Annotated in this window: 20 protein-coding genes and 3 pseudogenes; 12 read left to right on the top strand and 11 right to left on the bottom strand. The window is 57.3% G+C overall.

The features are described from left to right. Positions 1–731 precede the first annotated feature (731 nt). Positions 732–1,745, top strand: a complete 1,014-nt coding sequence (locus tag D5S08_RS14810) for a UDP-glucuronic acid decarboxylase family protein (protein WP_121119932.1) — start codon at positions 732–734, stop codon at positions 1,743–1,745. Continuing rightward, a complete protein-coding gene (gene galE, locus D5S08_RS14805; RefSeq protein WP_121119930.1) occupies positions 1,745–2,728 on the top strand; it encodes a UDP-glucose 4-epimerase GalE in 984 nt (327 codons plus the stop codon). The genes D5S08_RS14810 and galE overlap by 1 nt, the downstream gene beginning before the upstream one ends. A gap of 66 nt (positions 2,729–2,794) precedes the next feature. Here galE and D5S08_RS14800 read toward each other — a convergent pair whose 3' ends face one another. Beyond that, complete coding sequence (locus tag D5S08_RS14800) at positions 2,795–4,099, bottom strand: ABC transporter ATP-binding protein (RefSeq protein ID WP_121119928.1); 1,305 nt, start codon at positions 4,097–4,099, stop codon at positions 2,795–2,797. Further along, positions 4,099–4,887 (bottom strand): ABC transporter permease, encoded by a 789-nt coding sequence (locus D5S08_RS14795; protein ID WP_121119926.1) that lies wholly within the window; start codon positions 4,885–4,887, stop codon positions 4,099–4,101. The genes D5S08_RS14800 and D5S08_RS14795 overlap by 1 nt, the downstream gene beginning before the upstream one ends. Positions 4,888–5,218: 331 nt before the next feature. Between D5S08_RS14795 and D5S08_RS14790 the strand changes: the two genes are divergently transcribed. After that, positions 5,219–6,352, top strand: coding sequence for a glycosyltransferase family 2 protein (locus tag D5S08_RS14790; RefSeq protein ID WP_241557447.1), 1,134 nt, complete (start codon positions 5,219–5,221; stop codon positions 6,350–6,352). Between the two features lie 49 nt (positions 6,353–6,401). Here D5S08_RS14790 and D5S08_RS17535 read toward each other — a convergent pair whose 3' ends face one another. The 4 genes and pseudogenes from D5S08_RS17535 to D5S08_RS14770 all read right to left on the bottom strand — a co-directional run bounded on the left by D5S08_RS17535 (position 6,402) and on the right by D5S08_RS14770 (position 10,847). Further along, entirely contained in the window at positions 6,402–7,421 is a 1,020-nt protein-coding gene (locus D5S08_RS17535) for a glycosyltransferase family 2 protein (protein ID WP_121119922.1), read from the bottom strand. A 254-nt stretch (positions 7,422–7,675) separates the two neighbouring features. Beyond that, entirely contained in the window at positions 7,676–8,635 is a 960-nt protein-coding gene (locus tag D5S08_RS17220) for an SGNH/GDSL hydrolase family protein (RefSeq protein WP_162302000.1), read from the bottom strand. 223 nt (positions 8,636–8,858) lie between these two features. Next, a pseudogene (locus tag D5S08_RS17215) lies at positions 8,859–9,513 on the bottom strand (response regulator). A gap of 356 nt (positions 9,514–9,869) precedes the next feature. Beyond that, complete coding sequence (locus D5S08_RS14770; RefSeq protein WP_121119918.1) at positions 9,870–10,847, bottom strand: glycosyltransferase family 2 protein; 978 nt, start codon at positions 10,845–10,847, stop codon at positions 9,870–9,872. A 905-nt stretch (positions 10,848–11,752) separates the two neighbouring features. Here D5S08_RS14770 and D5S08_RS14765 point away from each other — a divergent pair. After that, positions 11,753–12,831, top strand: a pseudogene (locus D5S08_RS14765) (IS630 family transposase). Positions 12,832–12,971: 140 nt separating this feature from the next. Here D5S08_RS14765 and D5S08_RS14760 read toward each other — a convergent pair. Beyond that, entirely contained in the window at positions 12,972–14,702 is a 1,731-nt protein-coding gene (locus tag D5S08_RS14760; RefSeq protein ID WP_121119916.1) for a glycosyl hydrolase, read from the bottom strand. 943 nt (positions 14,703–15,645) lie between these two features. Between D5S08_RS14760 and D5S08_RS14755 the strand changes: the two genes are divergently transcribed. The 7 genes from D5S08_RS14755 to D5S08_RS14730 all read left to right on the top strand — a co-directional run bounded on the left by D5S08_RS14755 (position 15,646) and on the right by D5S08_RS14730 (position 22,624). Further along, a complete protein-coding gene (locus D5S08_RS14755; protein ID WP_121119914.1) occupies positions 15,646–16,185 on the top strand; it encodes a PEPxxWA-CTERM sorting domain-containing protein in 540 nt (179 codons plus the stop codon). A gap of 123 nt (positions 16,186–16,308) precedes the next feature. Continuing rightward, entirely contained in the window at positions 16,309–16,446 is a 138-nt protein-coding gene (locus D5S08_RS16770) for a hypothetical protein (RefSeq protein WP_155522985.1), read from the top strand. A gap of 1,837 nt (positions 16,447–18,283) precedes the next feature. Continuing rightward, positions 18,284–18,805: a hypothetical protein gene (locus D5S08_RS14750; RefSeq protein WP_121119912.1), complete on the top strand. Its 522-nt coding sequence runs from the start codon at positions 18,284–18,286 to the stop codon at positions 18,803–18,805. Positions 18,806–18,886: 81 nt separating this feature from the next. Beyond that, on the top strand, positions 18,887–19,621 hold the full coding sequence (locus D5S08_RS14745) for a hypothetical protein (protein WP_126665592.1): 735 nt from the start codon (positions 18,887–18,889) through the stop codon (positions 19,619–19,621). Continuing rightward, entirely contained in the window at positions 19,618–20,085 is a 468-nt protein-coding gene (locus tag D5S08_RS14740; protein WP_162301999.1) for a phage holin family protein, read from the top strand. Before D5S08_RS14745 ends, D5S08_RS14740 begins: the two co-directional genes overlap by 4 nt. Then, a complete protein-coding gene (locus D5S08_RS14735; RefSeq protein ID WP_121119906.1) occupies positions 20,075–20,947 on the top strand; it encodes a DUF3618 domain-containing protein in 873 nt (290 codons plus the stop codon). Before D5S08_RS14740 ends, D5S08_RS14735 begins: the two co-directional genes overlap by 11 nt. A gap of 594 nt (positions 20,948–21,541) precedes the next feature. After that, the gene (locus tag D5S08_RS14730; RefSeq protein WP_121119904.1) at positions 21,542–22,624 is read left to right on the top strand and encodes a fatty acid desaturase; all 1,083 of its coding nucleotides are present in this window, start codon (positions 21,542–21,544) and stop codon (positions 22,622–22,624) included. A 426-nt stretch (positions 22,625–23,050) separates the two neighbouring features. Here the strand turns inward: D5S08_RS14730 and D5S08_RS14720 are convergent. The 3 genes and pseudogenes from D5S08_RS14720 to D5S08_RS14715 all read right to left on the bottom strand — a co-directional run bounded on the left by D5S08_RS14720 (position 23,051) and on the right by D5S08_RS14715 (position 25,000). Continuing rightward, positions 23,051–23,785 (bottom strand): annotated as a pseudogene (locus D5S08_RS14720) (IS5 family transposase). A 142-nt stretch (positions 23,786–23,927) separates the two neighbouring features. Continuing rightward, on the bottom strand, positions 23,928–24,128 hold the full coding sequence (locus D5S08_RS17425; RefSeq protein WP_338322996.1) for a hypothetical protein: 201 nt from the start codon (positions 24,126–24,128) through the stop codon (positions 23,928–23,930). Positions 24,129–24,199: 71 nt separating this feature from the next. Continuing rightward, on the bottom strand, positions 24,200–25,000 hold the full coding sequence (locus tag D5S08_RS14715) for an AI-2E family transporter (protein ID WP_338322995.1): 801 nt from the start codon (positions 24,998–25,000) through the stop codon (positions 24,200–24,202). A 236-nt stretch (positions 25,001–25,236) separates the two neighbouring features. On the opposite strand from D5S08_RS14715, the gene D5S08_RS14710 reads away from it, so the two are divergent. Beyond that, positions 25,237–25,608: a PilZ domain-containing protein gene (locus D5S08_RS14710; protein ID WP_121119900.1), complete on the top strand. Its 372-nt coding sequence runs from the start codon at positions 25,237–25,239 to the stop codon at positions 25,606–25,608. A gap of 433 nt (positions 25,609–26,041) precedes the next feature. Here D5S08_RS14710 and D5S08_RS17210 read toward each other — a convergent pair whose 3' ends face one another. Next, positions 26,042–26,386, bottom strand: a complete 345-nt coding sequence (locus D5S08_RS17210; protein WP_241557445.1) for a hypothetical protein — start codon at positions 26,384–26,386, stop codon at positions 26,042–26,044. Between the last annotated feature and the right edge of the window lie 418 nt (positions 26,387–26,804).

Here is a 26,804-nt window from a genome sequence, read left to right as displayed (position 1 = left end):
GAATCGAGCGCGATCTGCGTGGCATAGACCTGCAGCCGCTTGCGTTCCAATGATGGCGCGAGGGTAGCAGGCGTTGGATCGGCGAAGGCATCGCCGCGGGGCCGGCCCACGGACACTAATGCAAGAGGGTCGCCCAGAGATGCTGCGAGTGTATTTCCATCAAGGTTTAGCATGGCACCAACACCCATCAGAAAGATTTCAGCCGAACAACAGACGTTTTCTCCTTGTCTCAATTCTAGAGCATCTCGGCTCAGGCGCTTCAAGAACGAAAGAAGCAAAGCGGTCAAACACGAACCCAATACTTAAGGTTCTGAGGCAGGAGTTCATTCATACTCACGCAAATCGCAAAAGCTTTAAGGATCTTCGTACAGCATTACAGCATGTCGTGCTGTGATCCTACAGAGCCGCAACCACACGTTGTAAGCCAATTCTCCTAGGAGTGATCTATGTAAATCACTGAGTAGACAGCAATGTGCTGCACTGCACTACTCTAATAAACAGAAAACAAGAGATCTACTGTTAGAGCTCAGCAGCCCCTGAACATATCTATGTCTTTTGATGGCATAGCATCCTAGATGGGCAAACAAGCGGCGAAGGCGTGATCTCATCAGCGAGAGCACGAGCGCCTGGCTAACTTACCTGCGTGCCAGAACGACACTACAGGATTTTTTTTCTCGATCACCTAGTGAGAACCGGCTTGAAGAACCGGCATACCATCGGGAGGGAACGGCATGTCAGTCCAGAGCCAAAAACGCGCTCTAGTTACCGGAGGCGCTGGATTCCTTGGTTCGTTCCTGTGCGAACGCCTACTGGCCGCTGGGCGAGATGTAATCTGCGTTGACAACCTATTTACAGGACGAAAGCAGAACATCGCGCATCTAATGAGCAATCCAGACTTTGAGCTGCTCCGCCACGATATCACTTTTCCGCTCTACTTAGAAACCGACGAGATCTATAATCTGGCCTGCCCAGCGAGTCCGGTACACTACCAGTACGATCCTGTTCAGACTACAAAGACCAGTGTCCATGGTGCTATCAACATGCTCGGGCTCGCAAAGCGAACCAAGGCTCGCATCTTTCAGGCTTCAACATCTGAGGTATATGGCGATCCAAACGTGCACCCACAAAACGAAGATTATTGGGGGCATGTTAATCCCGTAGGGCCGCGTTCGTGCTACGACGAAGGCAAGCGATGTGCGGAGACGCTCTTTTTTGATTATTGGCGACAGTATCAGCTCGAGATCAAAGTGGTACGGATCTTCAACACCTATGGTCCGCGGATGCGTCCCGACGATGGACGTGTTGTATCCAACTTCATTGTCCAGGCGCTGTTGGGTCAACCAATCACAATTTACGGCGATGGCGAGCAAACGCGATCCTTCTGCTATGTCGACGATCTGATCGACGGCTTTGTCGCAATGATGCAGAGTCCGAGTGATGTCACCGGACCGATCAACATTGGTAATCCGACGGAGTTCACAATCGCAGCTTTGGCGGATTTAATTATTGAGCTTACTAATTCGCCGTCGGTTATAGACAGGCGCCCGCTTCCGGTAGATGACCCCCGTCAACGACAACCTGACATAACACGCGCACGTGATGTGCTTGGATGGCAGCCACAGACTTCGCTCCAGAACGGCCTAATCAAAACCATAGCGTACTTCGACGATCTGCTCCGCGGGCAGGAGCTAGAATTGGCTGATGGCGGCAATCAGCACTCCGCCCTGAGTCTTAGGAAGGCATAATGAAAAACGTACTGGTGATCGGCGGAGCTGGGTATGTCGGCTCACATTGTTGCAAGGCATTTGCGGCCGCGGGTTGGAAAGTTACCACATTCGACAATTTGTCTCGAGGTTGGCGCGAGGCCGTGAAGTGGGGCCCTTTGATCGAAGGTGATCTATTAAACCCGCAGGCGATCAGCGCGGCGGTAAGGGACGTCCAACCTGACCTTATCGCGCATTTTGCCGCATTTGCGTATGTCGGCGAGTCGGTCGCGCGCCCTGAACTTTACTATCGCAACAACTCTGTCGGCACACTGAACTTGCTTGACGCGATGGTAGAACATGGTGTGACACCGCTTTTGTTCTCCAGCACCTGTGCGTCATACGGGGTACCGCTCCAGCTACCCATAGACGAGCGCCATCCGCAGGTGCCGATCAACCCCTACGGAGAGTCTAAGCTGGTGGCGGAACGGATGCTCCGTGATTACACGGCCGCGCACGGGCTGCGCACAGTAGCTCTCCGATACTTCAACGCAGCCGGTGCTGATATCGATGGCGAGATCGGCGAGCGGCACGAACCAGAAACCCATGCAATTCCGCTTGCGATCGAAGCTGCGATCACGCCGGGCGCAACGTTCACTGTCATGGGCCATGATTTTGATACCCGCGATGGCAGCGCTGTACGCGATTACATCCATGTCGCAGACCTGGCCGCAGCTCACGTCGCGGCGGGCGAGTTCGCATTGGCCAACCAAGGGAGTCACGTGTTCAATTTAGGCACCGGAGTTGGGACGACTGTTCTTGAGTTACTCGCTGCAGTTGAACGGGTTTCGGGCTACCCTCCAGTTGTAGTAATGGGCCAACGGCGAACGGGTGACCCTGCAGCGCTTGTCGCATCGTTTGCGAAAGCAAAAGATGTTTTGGGATGGGCGCCCAGATATTCCGAAATTGACACGATCGTTAAGACCGCGCTTTCCTGGAGAATGCAACAAGTCGCCGACGTTTGAACACCGAACTTCCGCGTTGGCGAACGGCGGCGTCCCTGTCGCCGCCTCACCGACCCGCAGAGTCTGTCAGGCTCCGGTAAGCCACGTGCCGGTTTGTTCATTCCCGTCGTCACCAGCGCTCACGGGCCTATTCTCCGCCGATGCTATCCACGATCGCGGAGGGGATAACTTTCCTGATGGTCCGTGCGACCCGGTGATCGTCAGCGGATAGGCTTGCCAATGGTAGTCATACGCATAATCCCAGCTAGGGTGAAACAAGCCAACATTAACGAAGTAGGATCCTGCGGTAAGATCCACCCTATCCAAGTCGACGCGAATAGAGTTTGATTTCTCTGAGGACGAAATTGCTACGTTGTCGCTCTCTGTGTTAACGTCAAGCATGTTGAGACCGTCCACCGTTCCGATCGAAACACCGACGATTGGGACTGGGCCGCTGCCGCCGCTGAACTTGACTGCGATAGAGAGCGCATCGCCCGTCGCAATCTCGCGAACACCCTTGGCAAACGGGTCTTGCAAGTAGACCGCCTCAATGACCTTCTCCATCGAGCCGAACCGGTTCTCGTGAGCCCGCAAGGTCGTGCCAGTAGATGTGATCGTCTCGGGCATACTGGGCGGAGTCCGTTGCCGGCTATCACGGGCCATAGCCGCACGATATTCGCCGACCAGAACATCTGGCCTTCCTTGCGCGACCACCTCTCCCTTACGCAGCCAAAGCGCGTCGGTACAAAGCTTCTCTACCTGCGTCAGATCATGCGTGATCAGAATGATTGCCGAGCCTTCGTCCCGATGACGGCGGATGCGATCAAGGCACTTGGTTTGAAAGGCGAGATCGCCGACCGACAGAACCTCGTCGATCAATAAAACCCCAGGGTCGGTGTGGATTGCGACGGCGAAGCCTAGCCGCAGCCGCATCCCCATACTGTAGGTACGTACAGGACTGTCAATGAACTCCTCAAGCTCGGCAAAGGCGATCACCTCGTCCATACGCGCGGTAATCTGCTTACGCGTGAGGCCAGCTATAACTCCGCCGATCAAGATGTTGTCGCGACCGCTGAGTTCGGGATGCATTCCAGCATTGAGCTCGAGCAGCCCGCTGATCCGCCCCGTTGTCGTCACCGATCCAACGTCCGAGTGCATGACCCCGCCAACCATCCGTAACATGGTCGATTTGCCGCTACCGTTATGGCCGATAACACCAAGCATCTCGCCTGGTTGCACCTTGAAACTGACGTTCCGTAAAGCCCAAAATTGCTCTGTTATGCGCGCAGGGCGAAGGCCACGGCGCATAGCTTCCTTCAGCGAGCCGGCTCGCTGTCGGTCATAGCGCGCAAACTGTTTGCCAAGATCACATACCTCGACCGAACCACTCATCAGAGTTCCTCCAAGAACCGGTATTGCGCATGCTTGAAGATGCGCAATCCCAATATCAGTAGTAAGCCGGAGCCAGCCACGATGATGCCGAGGGATGTCCAAGCAGGCCACTGGCCGTACATAATGATGTCGCGATATGCCGTTATTATATGAGTCATCGGGTTGGCTAAAAACGCGCCGTGGAACTCCCCTGGTACATTCGACATTGAGAAAAATATTGGAGTCACATAATAACCAAGCTGGAGAGCGATCGGAAGGATCTGTTCAACATCCCGCAGACTTACGTTGATGGCCGCTATGATATAGGCAAATGCCAGGATCAGCAGGAACTGCGCGGCTGCTACGATCGGTAGCGCAACAAGCACCAGTGTTATCTGTGCACCATCAATCCAGGCGAGAAGCAACAGAAGCGGGAATGCAATGACCAAATTCAACATCGACGATGTTACAGAGATAATTGGTAGCGCCGCGACTGGGAACCTGGGCTGGGCAACTAGGGCCTGATTGGACGATATACTCGATGCCGACGCAATCAAGGCTTGTTGCGTCCAGTTCCAGACAATAATGCCGGCGAAGGCATAGGAGGCGTATCGAGGTATATCGAGATTTATCACCTTTTGGAAAAGAAAGTAGAATATAAGCAAGAACATCACTGGACTTGCGAGAGACCATAGCATGCCCACTTTGGTGTGCTTATATCGACCGCGAAAGTCTCGACTCACAAGAAGCCAAATTACGTCCCTCCAGTGATTAAATGAGCCGCGAAAAGCCGGACTACGTGCTCCCATATCAATAGCCTGCCTTCAGTAGATGGGCTCGAACAACTGCCGCTGTGAGATGATGAGTTGCCGGTAAGCCTCTGCCAAATCGCGTTAAGCGCGGCCGCTCCTCTCGAACATCAAAACCATGAATCCACGTACGCGGCAAGAAGATGCTTTCTGGTGACCTAAACAGGTACAGGGCTGCTGCGTGTTGACTTTCCTGTTAAACCTAGAGCACCATTCTGCCATGGTCGTCTACGTTATGACGTGTCGTCGGGTTGACGCTCGCCTCTGTTGGGATTTTCAACCAATGCAGCCTCTCCACTTGGCAGACCCTGCCTCCTTAGCAGGAGAACCGTTGAGCGCAGCTTTGCCCTTTGCAGATATCGTCCGATTGCCGGTCGAGAAAGATCTCACATTCACGGCCGAACGGAAAACCTTGGTTATCTTCGAGGCAGATCGGCTGCCAGTGGGGCAGCAGTGGCTAGAGGATGGGGAAGCGGCAGACCTCAAGCATGAGATCGCCACCAGAATTGCGGCTCGACGTACAGGATCAACTCCTACGCTCGTAAGCCAACCGATCAGCGTCGTGATTTGCACTCGTGATCGTCCGGACGAACTTCGCAGATGCCTTGCTAGTTTTCACGATCAGACGCGGATGCCCGATGAGATTATTGTTGTCGACAACGCATCGCGAGACGAGCGTACCCGCGCTGTAGTGATGGCTGCAGGCGCGACGTACATTCGCGAAGACCGACCTGGACTAGATTATGCCCGTAACAGCGGTGCAAAGGCGGCGGGTGGGGAGATCGTTCTCTACACTGATGATGATACCGAGCTTCACGAGTGTTGGGTCGAGAACACGGTAGCGGCGTTCAACGCACCCGAGATCATGGCGGTGACAGGCCTTGTTCTTCCTGCCAGCCTGAAAACTGAAGCTCAGTGGATTTTTGAAAAAGAGTGGAGTTTCGGCCGCGGATACGATCAGATCGATTACGGGTCTCACTTTTTTGAGGAAACCAGAAGAGATGGCTGCCCAGCGTGGATTATTGGTGCAGGCGCCAACATGGCGTTTCGGCGTGCGGTGTTCGATCACATCGGCTTTTTCGACGAACGGCTTGATGTCGGTCAGGCGGGTTGCTCTGGAGATTCTGAATACTGGTATCGTGTGCTCGCTGCAGGTTACGTCTGCCGATATGAGCCGCGAGCGGTGATGTTTCATCACCACCGTCTGGAGATGGCCGGGCTAGCCAGCCAAGTATACCATTATATGCGAGGGCATACTGCCGCATTGATGGTGCAACACCAACGAACCGGAGAGCTTGGGAACTTGCGGCGGTTGTTTCTCAAGCTTCCACTGCACTACGTGGGTCTTTTGACAACGCGGCTCTTTGGTAGTTCGTCCGAAAAACAACGCTTCCTTGGAGAACAGGTGAGAGGCGCGGCTGCTGGAGTTTGGTTCTTTCTTCGCAATAGGAAGGGGCATCGTTAAGGGAGAAACCGCGCTGTCAGCGCTTCAATCGGAAGCCCATCCTCGTTACTCATGTCACAGCTACAGTTGGGCCATCCTGTTTAAAAGGGACCCCTACCAATGACGCAGGATCTTTTCGGAGCTTCTTACGGAGAAATTTCAACCCCAGCTTTAGTCGGCGGGTACCGGTTCTAATTGAACTTGCTGTAACGCTACTTTCATTGACCAAAATCGAGCAATTCTTCCAATTCTGGGCGTTTAGCTCGCGCCACAGTAGCCATTCCAGATAGTGGCGTCTACCCCACTCCAATTCAAAACGGGAATCCGGATGACGGCCGGCCATCTCCTCGCGGACGATTGCGTCAGATCGGAGCATCTGCGAAACGTCTCCCGACATCGCAGCATTAGAAAATCTATACCCTACTAAATGGTCGGATACGGCGGCAAAATTACTTCGTTCAGCTATAAGCAGATACAGCTTCCAATCTTCACAGCCCTGGGCTTCCCGCGCACGGAGCGAACTGTCGTAACCGCCAACTGCGTTGACAACTTCTTTACGCATCAGCGCAGAGCTCCCATTTCCTACGAAGTTACCGTAGAAAAGTTGTGGCAGAACGTCTCCCGTGTAAGACGGATTGCTGGCGCGCGCGGTTATTATACTTCTTTCGTCGATTATCGCGCTCCAACAGTAAACCAAGCCCGCCTGCGGGCCGGCAGCATACAAAGCGCGCAACTGGCGCTCGAGTTTTCGTGGACGCCACAGATCGTCGGCGTCGACTGGAGCTACTAAGTTTCCTCGGGCTAGATCAATGCCAAGATTACGCGCTGCTGCGACACCACCGTTCGGCTGCGACACGACCCGGATGCGAGGATCGAAAGCGGCCTGTTGCTGCGCTACGTCTAGAGTACGATCACGAGAGCCGTCGTCAACGACAATTATCTCTAGATTCCGATGGCTTTGGGTACGAATACTAAGCAGCGTCTCTTCGATAGTGTTTTCGGCATTATAAGCCGGTACGATTACGCTGACGAGATCGTCGGCAGAAGTGAACGTTCTGATGGGACACCTGCAGCTAGCGGAAAGGTTCATTGCGTAGTGGTTATCTGAGCGAGACCTGTCTCTGACCACGGATTACCTGTAAATGCGTCTTGCCCGATTCTACTCTTAACGTCACTAGCGGCCGGGTAGCAGTTTGATCAACGCCGTTCTTGAGAGACATACAAGTCACTTGCGGGCGGTCGTATCGGCCGTCCCTGGTTTCCTGCACAACCAAGCTACCGCCCGCACTTTTGGCCAAGCAAGTGTCATCCGACGCAATCCTGAACTTCAGATTCCTTCTTCGTTTAGGCGGCAAGCGCAATTGAGCGATTGCGCTCTGTCCGAGCCGATCTGCGGCGAATTCGGAGAGCTGCGCCGAGAACGCCAAAACCGAAGCACATCATGGCCCAACCCGCCGGCTCTGGTACGGCTTGGACGGCGGTAAGCCCGAAGCGACGATTGATATCGCGATAACCTGCAGCCTGAACAGCAGCGGTCGGGTGAATACCATCGAAGGAGTAGAACCCAGCACAGCCCGTTGCTTGTGCGCCTGCCGCAATACAGCTCGTGTCTGTTCGCAACGGCGGAAGGCCGTATGAGTCAGGATTCGCCAAGACGTTCTGATTGTAATCGCTAAGGCTGTAGAACAGGAAATCGGTATCGTCGCTCACCGCGAGGTTGGCCAACTCGGCGTCAAGGTACGCGTTAGCCTCAATAGTCAGTGGATGACCCGCCAAAGGAAAATCGGTCATGAGGATGTTGCGCGCACCAAGTCCGAGCAAGGTCCGAACCCCGGCAACATACTGTTCAGCTGCGGCGCGGAGATAGCTGCTCACATCCGAATATGAACCGATCGCCGCATCAGGGCCGAACACGCCCAGCGCGCCAAACACATCGTTCCCGCCAAAGTTCATGATGTACAAACCGTCGGGATCTACGCCGAGGTCCGAGGCCTGGAAAGCGCCGAGCTGGGCTTGGAGGTCCGGTATGTCATCGCCGGTGTCAATGATGCGTGCGGCGGCAAACCCGAAATTGTTACCACCCAGCAGCGACGGAGTTGTGGGAACACCGAACAGCTCGAGCGATAGAAGATCAGGGTAGTTGAACCCGTTGGTGAAACGGTTCTGGTGATAGCCGAGCGCCGGGTCGGGCATCGCACCCTCGGTGGCGATGTAGTAATTGCCTGCATCGACAAGGCTGTCCCCAAACACCGTCACGGACGTAAACTGCTCCGTTTGCCGCTCCGCGTGAGCAGGGGCAGCCATTGCAGAGCTGAGTATCGCTAGTGCAAACATCCACGACTTAGCCACGAATTTATTCTCCCCGATCCCATGACACGTCAGCCAATGCGTAGCGGTCCAACGTACCGCTGTATTTTGGGTCGATATCTTTATTCTTCAGAGCCTTGCAACAAAATTGCTGAGCCTATGTTCCGAACTGGCGATGCCCTCAGCCGGCCAACTGTGTTTCCACTTTTTCGCACGGCGCCTATGCACTTCTCCAACCCGCATCGATGTAGTCCTGCCCGCCCCGCGTGCCGCTATCAGCTTCTTACGCAGCTTGCAGATGAATACGTCGATGATCTTGACCTCTGGCTCGCCGATGCCCCGCAGAAGTGACTGGAGGACAACTCCTTGGTCAAAGTGGTGCCCTTACGCAAGAACAGCAGCTCGAAAGAAGCATATTCCTTGCCGGTCAGGGGCACGCAGGCGCGATCGGCCTCCGCAGTCTTGCCTTCCAGGTTGACCGCCAGCGCCCCGGTGCGGACCCCCCATCGGCTGTGTCCTTGGGACCGGCGGACAACTGCTGGATGCGGGCAATCAGCTCGCTTTAATGATACGGTTTGGTCGCGTAGTCGTCCGCGCCGAAGTCGACGGAGCGGACCTTGCTGTCCAGTTCGGCGATGCCGCGGAGGATCACCGCCGGGGTCTGCACCTGAGGACGCGCAGCTCTCTCACCAAGTCATAGCCTGCATGTACGAAAGGTTGAGGCCAAGCAGGATGAGATCGGGATCGTATAGCGTGCTAGGATCGAAACCGTCGTCGCAGGATTAGTAGCGCCGACCGTAGGGCGCTCGGTGTGGAGCATAAGCTCAGTTGCCTCGGCGGTAGTTTGACTTATCTTTGATCAACAGCACGCGCATGATCCAGCTTCTGTCATCTACCATGGGTTCGGTAGCACGCATTAACGAATTCTTCGAGCGCCACCATCGCTCAACAGAAAGGCAGGTAATCCGTCAATGCACGGATAGCTGATCCAAGGCCTAGCCATAATGGCTCTCCTGCCGAGCATCCTCCTGAGCCTCGCATCGAGCTTTCAAGATGCCAATCGATGGAGGCGCTTCAAGTGAAGCATAGAGCCTGAGCTTGTCAGCTGCATGCCGGTCACCGTTTTTGCCGTCACCGTTCTTGGTCATCATTTTGACGCGATGGTTCTCGACCGTGCGCGGGCTGTTACCGAGACCACAGGCGTTGAGCAACGTCCATCCAACCAGGCGTGCTACATAGGTATGTAAAACTTTGTTCCCTCAAGAGCGTCTTCGCGCAGGGATGCCTTGCCAATTAAGCGTTTCAATAAAAAGTTAGTAGAGTAAGCGATTGCAGCCCGCGGCGACGTTCGTATCATTTCTGCCAGCAACTTTCCTGCTGAGCTGTACATTTTCGATCTTAAGGAGCGCAAGAACAACCACTTCAGCATCTGCGCTCGCCCACGGCGCAGATTATCGGCCAGCTCAGGATGCCTATCAAGAACCGCCTCTACAGATAGATCGCGAGATCGGAGCATCTGGTGTAAATTGCTGGACATTCCGGTTGGCATTTCACGATAGCCGACTACGCATTTTTTTACTACTGCAAAACTGTAGTACTCAGCTATCTCCAAGTACAGTTTATTGTCTTCACAGCCTTGTGCATTACGGATGCGAAATGTTTCGTCGTACCCTCCCACTCTCTCAATAGCAGAGCGCAAGATCAATGGCGAGCTAGCGTGTCCGACGATGTTCCGCACGCACAGTTCTGCTAACACGTTTCCTTCGGCGGTGTGCCGATTATCGATCTCGATCACACGACCTTGCACGTCTATTCTTGCAAACCAGGTATAGACGAGACCAACGTTCGGGAAGGAATCAAGCGCGGACAGCTGAAGCTCAAGCTTCTCTGGTAGCCAAATATCGTCTGCATCGATCGGTGCGATCAGGTCTGCAGCAGATTCCCGTATCGCTCTATTACGAGCGCTAGCTACGCCACCGTTTGGTTGCCGGAACACACGGATTCTAGGATCGGCGGCCGCGTGTTGCGTGGCCACCAGGTACGTCTCGTCTGTGGAACCATCATCAACAACTATGATTTCGATGTTAACGTGCGTCTGAGCACGGATACTATGAAGCGTCTCTCCTATAGTAGCTGCGCAGTTGTATGCGGGGACGATCACCGAGATCAAGCGATCAGTTTCGCCGCCATAAAGTGCCTCGTCCCTCATCTACATCTCGCCCAAGCTGCCCTGCTCATGAACGACGGCGTTCCAACAGTTTGGCGTGGGAACTACAATCCGAGAGATTGATCTCGGGCAACTGTCACGAAAGTACTGATCCGAAATGATACGGTCGATTCGACCTATCTCATCTGCTCAGAAAATTGCGTTCCGCTTGGGAAAAGCTAGCTCACTGTTAGCTTAGGCGAGCCTACCATATGCTTGGCAGCACGACCTGCCTCGAGGCTCGACCAGAAAGCGCGTGCGGCGGATCGTGCTGCTACATGACGGCCTTGCACGGTTGCCGCGGCATTGAGCACTTTCCGGGTTGAGGCTGGAGGAGCGTGAAGCGTTATCCCTCGGTATCGCTGTGCGCCGCGTAATCCGGCGGAGCCGGTGGACGAACACGTCTATCGCGAGGTCGGCCGCAATGGCGACGTGCCGGGCTTTCGCACCCGGCGAACGGACAAACAGGTCTAGGAGCGAGCTTGTTGGTCGAATCAGCGAAAGCGGCAGTGCATGGCCAGTACCGGATATGGGCACGGCTGAGTCTTGTCGTTGCATCGATCCGCGAGCGCCAGTCCCCGCGATTCAAGGCGGTATTGTTCCAGCTGACCGAGTCGGCAGACGATCGCGGTACAGCATGGTTTTGTGCAGAATGGGCGTTCTCCGATCCACCCTTAAGGGAATGCAAGCAGCGATCTTGCAATCGGTCAAGGCAGCGCGGAACCTTTGCCGGCGAGCGCGGCACGGGTCAGGTCGAACACGCCAAGCCGACCCAACGGATGGTCCAGTTGTACGTTGTCTTGTACAGCTCATGGCTGATCGGTCCATTGCGCCAGCCCAGCCCGTTGCAGGGAATTCCGAGGCAGTGATAATCGAACCACTACTGTGCTATACTACGAGGACGCACCATGGGACAGCCGATCGACTTGCGGGGGGATTTCGACGCATCGGCATTACGGCGTCTGGCACGGGCTTCGAAGAGCGCGTCGCAGGCGCGCCGTCTTTTGGCTTTGGCACAAATCTACGATGGAGGCAGCCGGAGCGAGGCAGCCCGAATCGGCGGGGTGACACTGCAGATTGTGCGCGACTGGGTGATCCGCTTCAATGCCCGCCGACCTGATGGACTGCTTGACTGGAGGGCTCCGGGCAGGCCGTGGATCCTCAGTGATGACCAGCGCCGGGCATTGGTCGAAGCTGTAGAGCGCGGGCAGATCCCGGCGATCCATGGCGTTGTGCGCTGGCGGCTTAGCGATCTGGTGCAGTGGCTGCACGAGGAGTTTGCAGTGTCGCTGGATGAGACCACCGTCAGCCGCGAGCTCAAGAAGCTGGGCTATGTGAAGCTGACCGCCCGAGCCTGCCACCATTCGCAGAACGAGCGGGCCGTGGAGGCCTGCAAAAGAGGACCTTTGCCACCGAAGTGGCAAAGGTCAGGGCGAACCTCCCGCAAGGCACGCCCGTAGAGGGCTGGTGCCAGGACGAGGCCCGCATAGACCAGAAGAACACGATTACTTGCAGCTGAGCAAGCCGCGGTACGCAGTCCTCGGCACCCAAGGACCAGCGCACCAAATCGGCCTAGATGTTGATCTTTGCCCGCCTCGGCCCGGCGTCATGTGTCCCGGGGAAAGCAAAGGCGCCGGATTGGCCCTGCCCTTTTGCAACATCAAGCCAACGAAACTGCACCTTGTCGAGATCGCACTCGCCGTCGGACCAGGCACGCGTACTGTGATGCTGATGGATCAGCCGGAGGACTTATGACCAGCAAGCTCAAGGTGCCTGCCAACAGCATCGTTGCGCTGTCGCCCGGATCCCCTGGACCGGATACGGTCGAGAACGCCTGGCAGTTGATGCACGACGACTGGCTCTCCAATCGCGTCTTCAAATCCACGACAACATTATTGACCAGCGCCGCAAGGCTTGGAACAAGCTCGTCGATCAGCCCTGGCGCATTATGACCATCGGCCGGCGCCAATGGGCACGCCGGTGCTGATCGATGCAGGTTGGTGGTGCCCGCGGCATCGACGCCCCGGTCAGCACCCAGAGATTACACACAGACTGCGCCTCGTAATACAATCACGTGACCCAGTTCGCTGCCACATTCGTGAGCAATTTCATGGGCGCTTGGAATAATTACGCGATTAAGTTGGAGATCTCCGAGTAGTACTCAATTGGCATTTGTGGCTGCAAATGGCGGGCATCAGGTAGATGGAAGGTCAGCGCAAACGAAGCTGCATTTGTCGATGAGAACGTGCTGCTATCATTCTCAAAGTCAATCCAAAGCTGACCGCCCCACGTCAAGGAAGGCCCAACTCCGTTGCCTCCCGCGCGCTCTACCTCGTATCCAAAAGATGGATTCTGAACAGAGCTTCCAAGCACCAAAATTCCATCCCCGTGCTCAGTACCACTACTTGCAGAGAAGATCCCGTTGGGTCCAACATCGATGACGTGTTGAGTTGGAGGATTGTCTTCAAGGGCTGCTGGCCAGCCGGCTTCTTTGCCAATGACGTTTTCTTCGGCGCTTGCACCTACAGGTATGCTCGGATCTTCTGCGGACTCTTCGTCAACTAGAGCTGGGAGTGCGGCCTCCCCTCCTACCAGATCGTGCGGGGCGACAAAGCTTACGTGCTGATGAAAAAGCTCATCGCTAACGTCGGACTGAAGCTTCGGCACTGATTTTGTCGTTTGCTCGGCCACAAAGGGGTTCTGTGCCAAGGTAAGGAAGCTGGAACCGAGAGGAGTAAGCGACTGATCACTATCAAATAGCTCAGTATTAAGCTGCAGGCTGTCAAGGTTCGAATAAGCTGAGAACCAGCTCTGCCGCTCGACGAAAGGCAAATCATCGAGCATATGTGTTCCTGCTTCGAAGAACGCTCGCTGTTCTGCCGCGCTGAACCGGCCTTCGTTTGACCAATCGGCCAACGACCATTCTGTGACCCAGATTGGCCTCTCATATTTTGCATAAACCTGCTTCAGGAACGACTTAAAAGCTCCGACATCTCGATTTGTCGTGTAGTAATGTACTGCGATAAAATCGACAGTGTAGTCTAATCTATTGGCTCCCGACATGAACCTGTCCAGCCAACCATTTTTCTTCAAAGTCTCGCCAGTGGTTACCGCGGGTGAGCTTAACCGCATACCACTCGCCATGAGCTCTGGCCATAATGCCAGGGCCTGTTGTACGGTCATGTTGGCCTGGCCTGGGTGATCAGGTTCATTAAAAGTCAGCAAGGCTTCGCCTGCTCTTCCCGACGCAATTGCTTGAAGGTGCGACACATCACCTGCGCCCCAAATCATCGGAACGAAGCCATTCGGGTCCTCATTCACAGAGACTTCGAAGTCTCCATTGCTCAAACTGCTCTCTCCGAGGCCGAACCAGAAATCATCTGCGAATACCGTGGCGCTCTTATCTGCATAGGCCAGCACACGCCCGCTTACCGCTCCAGCCGGAGCGATGCCCGTCAGCATATAGGCCTGTTCATCGGTGGTTATTTCGAACCAGTGATTGCCGAGTTCACCACCGGAGGCATCCCGAAAGCTTAATGATACGCCTCCGGAACCAGCGGTGGTTCGCCCTTGGAAGCCGAAAGACCAACCTTGCCCTGCCCCAACGCTAAAGTCCTGATAAGCCCAGCCATCAGCGCCGCTGAGGAGTAACTCGCTGTTCCATGCGCTCGATGACACACTTGCGTTCTTCCCCAGGTGCCAGCCAAGAACGCCACCTGCGTTGACGTCCGGCATCCAAGTGTAAAACCAATCGGCACTGACCCGCTTTATGTCCTCGAGCATCTCCAGCACTCCGAACACAGGGTATGTCCCGATGCCGATCTTTTCCTGGTGTTCGATAATGGTCGGGTTAAACATAGGCCTCCGGATCGCTCGTTTGATATTGCTGACGCAAGTTCGGCATAAATCGAAGCTTGAGGGCCCACTTCTAAGATCTTGTTAACTGCGCCTAGCGGCTTGACCGGATCGGATCGGGGTTGTGGCTATAGATCCGGTCCAGAACTCATGCTGCACCGACTTCGGTTCGGGTCCGCAGCTAGGGGTGGCGCTGCCTCCCGGGCACTCAGGCGCGTCACCCCGTCCGATCAGCACAGAATAGGCGGTGACGGTTCAATCGACCATTCACAGCGACGTCCGTACTCAATCAGCACGCGGGTGATCCGGTATGCCGATTCACGGCTTCTGCTTGGAGTGTAGACTTGTGATGACGCGGCAGTTGACCTTGTTAGGCGATGCGGGATAGGCAAGAACCGAGGCCTCCCAGCCGATTGGCCGGGGCGGAGCGCGTCGGGTCGATGACCAACGGGTGATCTCAGGCGTCATGCACATGCTCGAAGCCGCCTCACGAAGCTGATCGTGGACCGCTGGTCCGACAGCAACGGCATACGCACCGCCAACCGGTCCCAAGGAGCCGAGGTAGTGATCCCCTCTACCCGCAGTCGTCGTAAAGAACCCTGCCGAATAACTGGAATGCCTATCGCACCCGCGATCTCGTCGAACGCCTCTGGTGCAGGTTCAAGGACTGCCGGCGTGTTGCCAACGCTAGGACAAGCTCGCCAGCACCTACATGGCAGGTGTCCTTCTTGCCGTCGTGTCAAGTTTCTGGTGCTGACTCAGTCCGGAGCCTAGGCCATCTCGCTACATTCGCCCCGCCAAACATTCACTCAGTGCGCCGAAGAAGTTGATGGTTAATTTAGCGAGTGACAACACTAGAGAGCGGCAGCTACAATCAGGCGAAGCTGGCCTTGACCCCCTGCCTGTTTGATCGGAGAACACGATAGTGAGTTCACTCAGAACTGTGATGTTTGTCCTATTCGCGAGCTTTGGGGCGATTAGCTCGGTTGCTGCCAACGCAGTTGTCCGTACCTCGACCTACGATTTCAAAGCGGATTTTGCACAAGGGCCGTATAGAAGTATCGTCGGAACAATAATATTGACCTATGATCCTTTAGTTGCGGGTCAAGTAGTTGTAGGGGGTTTCACATCTCCACAGCTTCAAAACTACGGCGCCGGGGCATTCGTTTTTGGAAACAGTGAAATCGCCTTTGGTAACTGCGAGGCGCCGCGCTGCCGCGCACAAAGCGGCCAAAGTCAGTTCTTTGCGTCATTCCGAGCTGACGACTTTGGAGATGTGGTATATTCGTATAATCTTACATACTCTATCGACTCTCCAGGCCTATTCCGAAGCACCGCTTTCTCGGTCACTCGTCAGATTCCTCCCATACCGGTGATGCCTTCGGTGCCGGAGCCTGCGACGTGGGCAATGATGCTCGTCGGCTTTGCAACGATTGGTAGCGTACTTCGCAAGCGCCAAGCACCCAATACTGTCGGGCTGGCTTGAGCAGTACTAGCAGGCTGCTCAAGGAAGAGCTTGGACTTCGGCGCGCGCCTCAACCTCCTGCTGCAGGAGCGCCTCAACGCCGCGCTTGTGTCGCCGGTGGATCGTTTTGGCAGCCGCTAAGGCGTGGGCGAGAAGGTGATGCACGTGGCCAACGATCGCGAACGCGACTTCTACGATGGCGACGTGTGCCACGTGACGAAGCTCGATCACGCGAGAAGCGAGCTAGCGGCCAAGTTCGCCGTGATCGAGACGGAATTTTAGTCCGCCGGGTTGGACGCGCTCACGCTGGCGTACGCCACCGTCATCTACAAGTCTTCGGGCAGCGAATACTGGTTGCGGAGCCGCCGCTCACTAGGCATTCCTACGCCACGCGGGTCTGCGAGTTGATCGACACTGCGGTCGCCCGGTCGAGGATGCCGTTGGTCGCTGCTGCATGCTCGCCTCGCCCGCCAATACCATTTACTGGAGACCCGAACGAAAGCTCTTGCTTCCGGGCCAACACAGCGGCGCCAACGATCGACAAGAGGAGAGCCTCAACCTAACCCCGCGCCTCGATGGCAGCACATAACCTCACTCACCCGGGTCAATGACCAACAAACATGCCGCTTACTTTCCAGTGAAATCCAACACTTATGCCAGATCCTTATTCGAACGGCCGACTTTGGAGGGAAGACGCATGTCATGCCGGTGACCCCTCACGCAGCGCGCTGGAGCCATCCCCACCCAATCTGCAGCGAAGGTCAGGTATGTCGCGGCGTTCCGTCCCTCGGTGACCTGTGTGACCTGCACAAGCCTGCCTCATGGCAAGGCTAATCCGTAACGGTGTCGGTTAGCTGTTAAGCGGCACAGCCGATCATCAACTCATACTGATCGTTGCGGTACGACTTGGTGAGAGCCGGGCTGCAACAGGCTCAAGGCGCCCCTCCTTGCCGGCTGAATTTTTTGCACAGAGAGCGGAAGGTGCTACGCTGGCGCATCTGGGACTGTCGGGATCGTGAGAATGCGCCGCCTCAGCACCCGAGATATAAACTTCGAACGTCTGAATGGTACACGAGCGCCGTGTTCACCTCATCGCAACGGCACCATGGCAGGGTGTCTTGTCCGCAGCAATGTGGGCAGAGCGGTCAGCCAAACGGCACGCCGTTCTAATATGGCGAGAAACTCGTCTTGCGGGTGGGTGCTGGCAGTCGGCAGATTTGCCAGCGCCCATTCTGTGCATCTCCGACGGGGCCACGCGTCCGATCTCCCTCGAGAAAGCGTGGCTTCTCGCTGTACGCCGGACTTTACTTCGGCTGCACCGCACATGGAGTCACACTGCGCATCAAAGGCCAACGCGGCGATCTCTATAGCTCCTCGAAAAATGCCTCCTATGGTGCAGGCACTAGCCGGAGAACATGTTGAGAAGCCGCATGGCAGATCGTAGGATCCTTGCTTGCGGCTTGATGGGGCGGCGGAAGTCTTGAACTATCGATATGGTTGAGACATCAAGATAGCACATCATCGGCCTCTAAGCGGAAGGACTGGCTTGCCACCAATTCGAAAGCGGATGTTGTCGCTGATCAACAGCAGCCCTGCTGTATCCCAGCGGTCAACGTCCACGATGGCCCAAGCTGGGCTCGCGGCTCTTGGTCGGTGATCGACGGAACTGGCCCCTTCGCTCTGCCGCTGAGCGGGACCTCATCGCGGACGCTCAGCGCGCTTGAGCCGCTCCATGGATCCAGACATCCATTCACCACCGCCTTACCGCCTCTCTCCGGCGCTTCAATCGAGCTGACGGACGGCAACTTAGGGGTGGTGACCCGACCGGCTGCTTCCAGGAGGGTAGAAGTTGCAACTTACGCTCCAAAATAAGGTTGTAGGATTGGCTGTCTGGACATGTAGTCACCTTAAATCTCAAATTAGAACGGCGTCCCGCGAGGTAAGTTCGTTCTTCACAACACGCTCTCGGCCCAGGTCTCGAGGTCGATGATGCCCGGTCTTAAACCTCACCAGCGGCCCGTGCTTTGTACGTCCATCGTAATAGAACCGGAACGTGCCGGAGAACGGAGGGTTCAAGGGTCAGTCAGTTAGTCTGGCACCAGAAACGAGAGGACTTTCCATGGTACAGGCATCAGCCATTTTCGACAGCCACGCCGAAGCCGAGCGCGCGGTGTCTGAACTCCGCAACGCCGGCGTGGACGACGTAAACCTGTCGGTCATCGCGCATCATGGTGGCACCACCACGACATCATCGGGTGATGGCGAAATCACGGACGAGCATCATCGCAATGTCTTGCGCGGCATTCTCGGCGGCGGCGCGCTTGGCGCGGGCATTGGCATCGCCGCGCTGGCCATTCCTGGTGTCGGCCCGCTTGCCGCCGCAGGTGCGATTGCCGCTTCCGCGGCGCCCGAAGCGCTCGCGATTGGCGCCGGCATCGGTGCCCTTAGCGGCACACTTAACGAAACTCTGACCAAGCACGGAGTTGAGAAAGAAGATGCCGATTATTACGGCAGCCGACTGAAGGATGGTGGCGTGGTCGTCACCGTAAGCGACACCAGCGTCGATCCGGCTCTGGCACGCGAGGTTCTTTACCGCAATGGCGGCCACAACGCGTCACAGACCCGCAACGCAGCGATCTGAGTATCGCAGGGGCCGCAATGAATTATGCGGCCCCTGCTTCCTTCATGAGATCTGGTCAAAAAACTTATCTGAAGTTAGTAATTGGCAGAGCGTCGTGAAAATTTGGGTATCTGCCGATCATTATCGGAACGCTTTGTAGCTTCCGATCCTTGTTTGCGCGTCACAAACAAGGAAAACAAGATGCCACAAGATTATGGAAGCGGTTCGCCAAACTCAGCTTCGACACGGTCAGCGGCCGGCGAGGAGCTCTCTCGCGACGCATCCCAGTTGAAGGACACTGCAGGCCAGCGGATCGAGCAGGAGGCTGACACCCGCAAGGGTCAGGCCGCGCAGATCGCCGGGTCTGCGTCGTCTGCCTTGAGCAAGGCGGCTTCGGAGCTGGAGCAGGACGATAACGCACCCGACTGGCTTGGCTCGGCAATGCGCCACGCTGCAAGCAGCATTGACCGGCTTGCCGGCGAGATCGACGGGCGCAGCGTGAACCAGATGGGGCAGCAGCTGATGAACTTTGCCCGCAGCAACCCGGGCACATTTCTCGCAGCGTCAGCAGCAACAGGGTTCGCAGCGGCTCGCATGTTGCGCGCTGGTGTCGAACATCGGCATCACAAGCAGGATAGCAGTGGCTCCAGCGAGGCAAGCGGCAGCTACGGCGCCAGCACGATGCCCGGTTCGGGCGCGGCATCTTCCGGCGTGTCCACTGGAACAGGCGTCGGTCCTAGCAGTGGGACGAGCACAGGCAGCACCACTGGCGCCAGCACAGCTGGTTTCGGCGCTGATACCATATCTCCGGCCAGTACGCGCGGAGGGGTGCTGTGAACGACTACAACACGACTACGCAAACGGACGCAGCTCGCCGCCCGGCAGGCGCTGAGGGCGGCGGCAGCAACGTTGTCGATCTCGTCAGCCAGCTCACCCGCCAGGGCGCTCATTTGGCGCAGGAGCAGATCCACCTGATGCAGGCGGAGGTGCGCGAAGGCGTGAACGACGCCAAGCAGGCGATCGGTGCCTATGCCGGCGCAGCAGTGGTCGGCATCAGCGGCCTGGGCGTCACACTGATGGGCGCAGGGTACCTGCTGGGGGACGCGCTGGATAATATCGGCCTTGGCATCCTGATCGTGGGTGTCGTCAGCCTGATCCTCGCCGCCATCCTGTATTCGGCAGGCAAGAAGAAGGCGAGCGCCGCGAACCTGAAGCCCGAACGCTCCATCCGCACGGCAGAAGACATGCCCGCAGCGGCAACAGGCAACATGAACACAGCCGGAGGCAACCATGGCCGATAATCAAACTGACACCCGCACCGCGGAGGAGATTGAACGCGACATCCGTGCAACGCAGCAGGAGATGAGCCGGACAGTCGATCAGCTGGAAGACCAGTTCACGCCTCGCAATCTGTTGAATGCGGCCTTGGACAAGGCAGACGGCAGCGGAATAGACTCGCGGTATCTGCTCGATTGCGCACGCCGCAACCCGTTGGCTTTGGGCATGATCGCCGTTGGTGGGCTATGGCTGGTTAGCGACGCCGATGCCCGTCCTTCCGCGCTGAAGCCATCTTGGGGCGGCTCGGGCAAGGACGGTGATGACCGTATCAGTCACGGCGATGACTATCACCGAGGCTATGTCGCGCACATGGCTGCATGCGAACCGCGGCATGACGAAGACGAGATCAGCTACCGGCGTCGCCGCGATGCAGCGCGTGGCAGCTATCTGATGCTCGAACAGCACCATGACGAGGATGAGAGTTCCTACCGTCAGCGGCTGAACGACGCCACAGACCGGATGCGCGAAAGACGCGACAACCTCATGGAGGAAGCGCGCGCTGCAGGGCGGAGTGCGCGCGAGGGTGCGGGACGCGCAGCCGGCGCGGCTCGTGGGGCTTACCAGGACAATCCGCTGCTGGGCGGGTTTGCCGCGGCCTTTGTCGGCGCGATCGCCGGCTCGTTGCTGCCAGTCTCCCGCACTGAAGAAGACTACCTGGGCGGCGCCGGCGAGCAGGTGCTGGACGAAGCGCGGGCTCGTGCCAGGCAGGCGGGCGACATCGCGCGTGAGAAGAAGGGCGAACTGGTGGAGGCGGCTGATAGCCGCATGAGCCAAAGCAGCGGCTCACCAGATAACGCGGAGCGCGTAAGTCATCCGCCCGTGTAACGGTGCGGATCATCTGGATGTTATCGGCGCCGCTGCTTCGTCATGAAGCAGCGGCGCCGTCATTGTTCCAACAGCGAAGTCGGCAGTCGTCGAGAACGCTCATCAGCAGAGTGAGACCGACAACCTAATCTGGTTGATATGATCGCCTGGAGACTTGGCTGCTCGCCTGCGCCACGATGCGCACGATGGCTTAGAGAAGCACCCACCCTCTTGGTGGCACATACCCAAGTCGGCACAAGTTGGCGCCCAGCCCTGACACATCAACATAGCGTCCGTCAGGCGAGCGGGATCGGCATCGTACCGAAGATCCTGTTCTGTGATGGCCATCCTCATGGCAGCGGTCCCATGCTCGTGGCAAAAGCTCTGATACCGGCGGTTTTGGCCGCTGGTTCCGAAAGTGTGTTTCAATGGACATTCGAGTATAACGGCGAGGGCTCGCAGCCCGGGTTCTGAAGCGAGTGGTCTTGATCCGTACGCCTCGCTATCGCGTCCTACTCGTTACGTGTATCTCTCCCGAACGTCCCCCGCGAATGCGGCTCGACAGGATCGCGCTCGCGCGGCCCTTCCGCAATGAAGACAGGCCCCTGCGGAAGCATGGCAATAACCGATGTTCTGGCTCCAGACGTATGTGGAAGCCTGAAAAGAGCGCCTCATGACCTTAAAACGATCGCGCGAAACTTGGCCAATTTTCGTCGGCCGAGCAATTCACGCGCAGCCTTCGAGCTCACGGTAAGTGCCCTCCCCCTTTTCCTTCTATGGCTGCTGATGTGGTTCTCGCTGGAGATACATTATGCGGTAACACTGCTGCTCGCTGTTCCGGCCGCCGGCTTCCTCCTTCGCCTGTTCCTGATCCAGCACGATTGCGGTCACGGCTCCTTTTTCAAGAGTCGGCGAATGAACGATTGGGTAGGCCGCTGCATTGGCGTCCTGACACTCAGCCCGTATGAGCTGTGGCGGCGGGGGCATGCTACCCACCATGCTGGTACCGGCAACCTTGATCGCCGCGGAACAGGCGACGTCGATACGCTCACCGTCAGCGAGTACAGAGATCTCGGCCTCTGGGCTCGCCTACGCTACCGCCTGTACCGGAACCCTGCGGTGATGTTCGGGCTTGGCCCGGCTTGGCTGTTCTTCTTGCGCTATCGATTGCCGCTCGGCCATATGCGTGAAGGCTGGAGACCTTGGATCAGCGCCATGGGGACGAACGGTACGATAGCACTTCTCTTCACTGTCCTGATCTCGCTGGTTGGATTAAAGGCCTTTCTGCTAGTCCAGCTGCCGATCGTCGTACTCGCGGCCTCCGCTGGAGTGTGGCTGTTCTATGTGCAGCACCAGTTTGAGCAGACCTACTGGGCTCAAAGTGACGAATGGACCTTCCACGAGGCAGCCTTACTTGGAAGTTCACACTATGTGCTCCCTGGCATTCTGCGCTGGTTCACCGCTAACATTGGCATGCATCACATCCATCACCTCTGCAGCAACATACCGCTATACCGGATGCCGGCAGCACTGACGGCACATCCTGAGCTTGTAGCCCTCAACCGCCTGACAGTGGGGCAAAGCGTTCGGTCAGTGAACCTCGCTCTGTGGGATGAAGCGGATCGCCGTTTGGTATCGTTCCGTGTGGCGCGCACGATTGAAGAAGGCCCGCAGGTCTGTCGCGAAGGCGTGGACTGAATCTCGACGTAGACGACCCATTCACGGACACCCCGTCAACTTCGAAACCCGTTCAGTTCTCGGCCTCAACAGCCGTCGCCAGGTATCGCTTCAGCATATTCATCTTCTTGCCGGCTTGCAGGCAGACGAGATTAGCAAGCCCTACCGAGGTGCAGATAGACAGGGAAGGCCCCAACCGCTCGGGGCTGAAGAATTGCTCTCGTACTGCAATAATTAGCTCGTATATAGCAAACGCTCTGGCGCGTTTCACAACGCGTACCGCTTCCACAAACCACCGGTGCCAGAGCAGGGGTGATGTTTCGGTCGAGCAGAGCGCGGCCACATCACCCCATTGTTCTGCGCTCTACAGCGAAGCCTGCACGAATTCGGTGGCGCGACGTTGCGGCAGCAGTAAGCAGTCACGGCCCTGAGCTCAGGACCCATTGATTACAGCCGGGAGATGACGGTGGTGGCGAGGCAGACGACCGAGAAGAAGGTGTGGGCGCATCGATCATAGCGGGTGTGAATGCGGCGCCAATCCCGGAGGCGACCGAACATGATCTTAATTTTGAGGCGCTTGCGCTGGAGCACCGGTCGTGCGGTATGAGCACCCGCCGGTTTGCCCTGAAGGAAATGCACGCAGCGATCGTGCGGTCAGTCAAAGCAGCGCGGAACCAGTCAGCGTCATAGCCGCGGTCGCCGAGCAGGGTTTTGGCCCCGGCTAGCGCATCAAGCATCAGCGCAGCCCCCTTGTAGTCGCTCATCTGCCCTTCGCTGAGCGCCATGATCAGCGGACGCCCCTTGCCGTCGCGCGCGGCGTGGAGTTTAGGTTTAGGCCGCCCCTTGCGCCCAACACGGCGGGGCACAGCCCCTTTACAAGCAGGCTGGCAGCGATGCGGTGTGCCTTGAGATGGGTTGCATCGATCATCAGCTGGTCGGGCCTGCCGCCCTTGGCGGCCAGCGCAGCGAAGGACTTGTTGAACACGCCGAGCCGGCTCCAGCGGATAAGCGCTTGTAGATCGTCTTGTGCGGACCATAACCGGTCGGCGCATCCCGCCAGCGCAGCCCGTTGCCGATCACGAAGATGATGCCGCCGATGACCCTTCGATTATTCACCCGAGGCATGCCGTGCGACCGCGGGAAGTACGGCTCGATCCGGCCCATCTGCGCCTCACTCAGCATCCATAACTCACTTACCGGCAGCGCCTCCTTGCACCGCCACTGGATCGCTCAACGCCGCGCCCGCAAGCAGCCATGTTTCCCAAAGTCCTAATCAGGAAAATTCGGCTAGCGCTGCGATTCCTGCTCGAAGGTATCCAGTTTGTTATTCATCGACACTCGGGGTGACTGGCGCGCCTCCGGGCTGCTTCATACGTTGGCCCGAAAGGATCTGCCAACTGGTCAGGAACAAGGCGGCGGCAAGTGGACCGAGCACGATACCGCTAACCCCCAGAACATCGATACCACCCAAGGTTGTCACCAGCACCAGCCAGTCCGGCAGGCCTGTGTCGCGGCCGACCAGCATTGGCCGCAATACATTGTCCGCTAGTCCAATCAGGAAAAGCGGATGCGATCACGATGATAGCTTACCAGATGTCACCGGTCGCAAGAAGGTAGACCACAACCGGCGCCCAGATAATCGCCGGGCCGAGGGCTGACAGCAATGCCGCAATTGCCATCAGCACGCCCCACAGCAGCGCAGCGGGCAAGCCGACATCCAAAACGTGATTGCGCCCGCCTTGCACCAGTGCGACAACGCCCGATCCATTGATCGTAGCGTGCACGACGCTCCGCTACTAACGGTTCCAACGGTAGCGCGCGCACGACCGCGGGTCCGATTTGATCCCCATCTCGCAGTAGGAAGAAGGCGACGTAAAGCCCCACACCGAAAGCTAACACAAAGGCAAAGGCATCCGCACCGAACGATAATGCTCGGCTTGCCAGTATGCTGGCATCGCTGCTGACAGCCTGCGCGATATGCACTTGGGTTTGCTCGAAACTTTGAAAGCCGGACCGATCCAGCACGCCTTGCAGCTGCAGCTGCAGCGGCAGCGGCAGCGCGCCATAGACCCGCTGGAAATAGCTGGCGAGGTTAATTTGCCCACCGCGAACCTGATTATAGACGCCGGCCGCTTGCTCGATCACCAAGCTAAAAATGATAAAGGCGGGGATCACCACCGCGACCGTGATGATCGACAGCGTGACCGCACTCGCCAAGTTACGGCGGCCAGGGAAGTGAATCAGCAAACGTTGGAACAGCGGCTGAAACAGCAAAGCTGCTAGCGTCGCCCACAACAATGCGCTGATAAAGCCCGACACGACCATTAGTAACGCAGTCGTGACCAGAAGCACGGTCAGAATCAGGCCGCCGCTCTCCAGGCCACCGCGCTTTATCATGACCAACCAGTCCTTCGGGTAAGATGCAGACGTGGGGCCACGCCGATTAGGGCAGAGACACCAACGCCAAAAAAGGACTTACCTCTGCATTGTTCCCTTGCGTTTAACGAGCCGCCCGGACCCAAATGACCAACGTTCCGCCTTATCAGCGATCTGGATGTAACAAGCGCATACCTTAACCATTTGCACAGCATTGGCCGTCTAACGCCGGCCCAACCTGGACTGGACACACCAACATGCCTAGCGGAGCACAACTCTCGATCCTCGACCTGCGAGGTGCGGTCCGGCACCGGGTAGATTTTAGAGTCAGAGGCGAACACCTGAGGAACGATATTCAGACTGTCTTTCGAGTGCGAGACTTGTCGCTAAAAGGTGTGCTGATTGACCCGGCGCCTGTACTGAAATTGGGAGAACGCCTCTCCCTGCTCCTTCCGAGCGTCGGCCGTATCGAGACACATTGCATCTGGTCGGCCGGCGGCCTTGCAGGATTCCAGTTCGAGCGGATCCTACGTCCGGACGAGCTCGCCGCCATGAGCGAGGCGATGCATCTCAACCTACCGTCTCGCAAACGTGCTGGCCGCTCGGCAAAAATCGCCGCCTGCGCCTAGGAGGCTGCGATCAGCGTCCGCACTGTTGCCATCGGCTGGAGAAATCGCAAGCGACTGGAGAGCACTGGTTCGAACCAAGAGCTAGTTTCGTACGCCGAACGCTTCGCTACCTTGTCGGGATCGCCGCAGTTGAGCAGATCAAGCATGATAACCGCAGATGCCCAGCGCCTGAGCCGGGCCTGCCAGACGCGTTAGACGATCGACCGACAGGTCACCACCATAACCGCGGAGCTGAAAACGCTGTCTACGCCGTTCATGAAGATATAGGCGGCTGAAATGCTGCCATCAGCAGGGCGGTCGCAAGCGAACTCGGCTGGCAGCTCAGCGTAGCCGATCGCGTGGCGTTCGTGGCATAGAAGCCGGTCAGCTCAGCGTCGATGCTGATGATCACGAAGGTGCGGACATTGCTGGCCTTGGTGAGCCTGTCGAAGCTTCAGCGGGAGCTGTCGACCTGATCGATGCCGCACAAACAGGGCGCCCGATCGTACTTGTCAGAATCGCCCGGCCTAATGAAACTCGGCTTTGCGGTCTCGGGCCTCATCACCTGCTGGTGATCGGTCAGTGCTTGGGGAATATCGAAAACGGTGAAGAAAGCTTGTTGGTCGACCGGCTGCAAGGTGGTGCGCTCGTGCGCAACGATCGTGTCATGGCCGAGCGCTCGACCACTTTTTGGACATCCGCCATCGTTTGCGGCTTCAGAACCGGTCGTTCGTTCATGACCTTGTTGCGTCAACGTGCCGAAGCCTTTCAGGCTCTCCGACGCGGCGACGTACCTCACGGGTCGTGGGTGACTTCTAGGATGGCGCCAAGGCTTCCATGCGCCGCGGGAAGTCATGATCGACTAGCTCGAGCAGGCCGCGCTTCCACCATTCATGTAGTGAGACCGGCGCCATGCGCGTCACACGGACGTGGAGTTCGAGCGCACGGCGTCCCTTGCCCGCCTGCTCGGCGCGAAACGCCTAGTTCTGAAGGAGACGAACAAGCACAGCCCGGTCGGGCGTAGTCGCGACATGCGTGACTGCCGGGCCGCTGTCGGCGAGTTCCGCATGCAGCGCGGCTAGCCGCTCGGCACCGGCGCGCACGCCTCCCGCGAATGGATCAACGATCACCGGGGTTCGCCTCTGCGCCGACCACCACCAGGATGTGACCCGGGACGTCGAGGATGGCAGCGCGCCAACCTAGCCGACACGCAATCA

Source organism: Croceibacterium ferulae (assembly GCF_003660445.1).
In the GTDB taxonomy this organism is placed as follows: Bacteria; Pseudomonadota; Alphaproteobacteria; order Sphingomonadales; family Sphingomonadaceae; genus Croceibacterium; species Croceibacterium ferulae.
This window is presented reverse-complemented; position numbering and strand designations above follow the sequence as displayed.

What these genes read in the sequence shown, in the direction of transcription:
- D5S08_RS14810 (WP_121119932.1), top strand. Translation starts at nt 732, where the DNA reads ATGTCAGTCCAGAGCCAAAAACGCGCTCTAGTTACCGGAGGCGCTGGA.
- galE (WP_121119930.1), top strand. Translation starts at nt 1,745, where the DNA reads ATGAAAAACGTACTGGTGATCGGCGGAGCTGGGTATGTCGGCTCACAT.
- D5S08_RS14800 (WP_121119928.1), bottom strand. Translation starts at nt 4,099, where the DNA reads ATGAGTGGTTCGGTCGAGGTATGTGATCTTGGCAAACAGTTTGCGCGC.
- D5S08_RS14795 (WP_121119926.1), bottom strand. Translation starts at nt 4,887, where the DNA reads ATGGGAGCACGTAGTCCGGCTTTTCGCGGCTCATTTAATCACTGGAGG.
- D5S08_RS17535 (WP_121119922.1), bottom strand. Translation starts at nt 7,421, where the DNA reads ATGAACCTTTCCGCTAGCTGCAGGTGTCCCATCAGAACGTTCACTTCT.
- D5S08_RS17220 (WP_162302000.1), bottom strand. Translation starts at nt 8,635, where the DNA reads ATGGCTGCCCCTGCTCACGCGGAGCGGCAAACGGAGCAGTTTACGTCC.
- D5S08_RS14770 (WP_121119918.1), bottom strand. Translation starts at nt 10,847, where the DNA reads ATGAGGGACGAGGCACTTTATGGCGGCGAAACTGATCGCTTGATCTCG.
- D5S08_RS14760 (WP_121119916.1), bottom strand. Translation starts at nt 14,702, where the DNA reads ATGTTTAACCCGACCATTATCGAACACCAGGAAAAGATCGGCATCGGG.
- D5S08_RS14755 (WP_121119914.1), top strand. Translation starts at nt 15,646, where the DNA reads ATGTTTGTCCTATTCGCGAGCTTTGGGGCGATTAGCTCGGTTGCTGCC.
- D5S08_RS14750 (WP_121119912.1), top strand. Translation starts at nt 18,284, where the DNA reads ATGGTACAGGCATCAGCCATTTTCGACAGCCACGCCGAAGCCGAGCGC.
- D5S08_RS14735 (WP_121119906.1), top strand. Translation starts at nt 20,075, where the DNA reads ATGGCCGATAATCAAACTGACACCCGCACCGCGGAGGAGATTGAACGC.
- D5S08_RS14730 (WP_121119904.1), top strand. Translation starts at nt 21,542, where the DNA reads ATGGCAATAACCGATGTTCTGGCTCCAGACGTATGTGGAAGCCTGAAA.
- D5S08_RS17425 (WP_338322996.1), bottom strand. Translation starts at nt 24,128, where the DNA reads ATGCTGGTCGGCCGCGACACAGGCCTGCCGGACTGGCTGGTGCTGGTG.
- D5S08_RS14715 (WP_338322995.1), bottom strand. Translation starts at nt 25,000, where the DNA reads ATGATAAAGCGCGGTGGCCTGGAGAGCGGCGGCCTGATTCTGACCGTG.
- D5S08_RS14710 (WP_121119900.1), top strand. Translation starts at nt 25,237, where the DNA reads ATGCCTAGCGGAGCACAACTCTCGATCCTCGACCTGCGAGGTGCGGTC.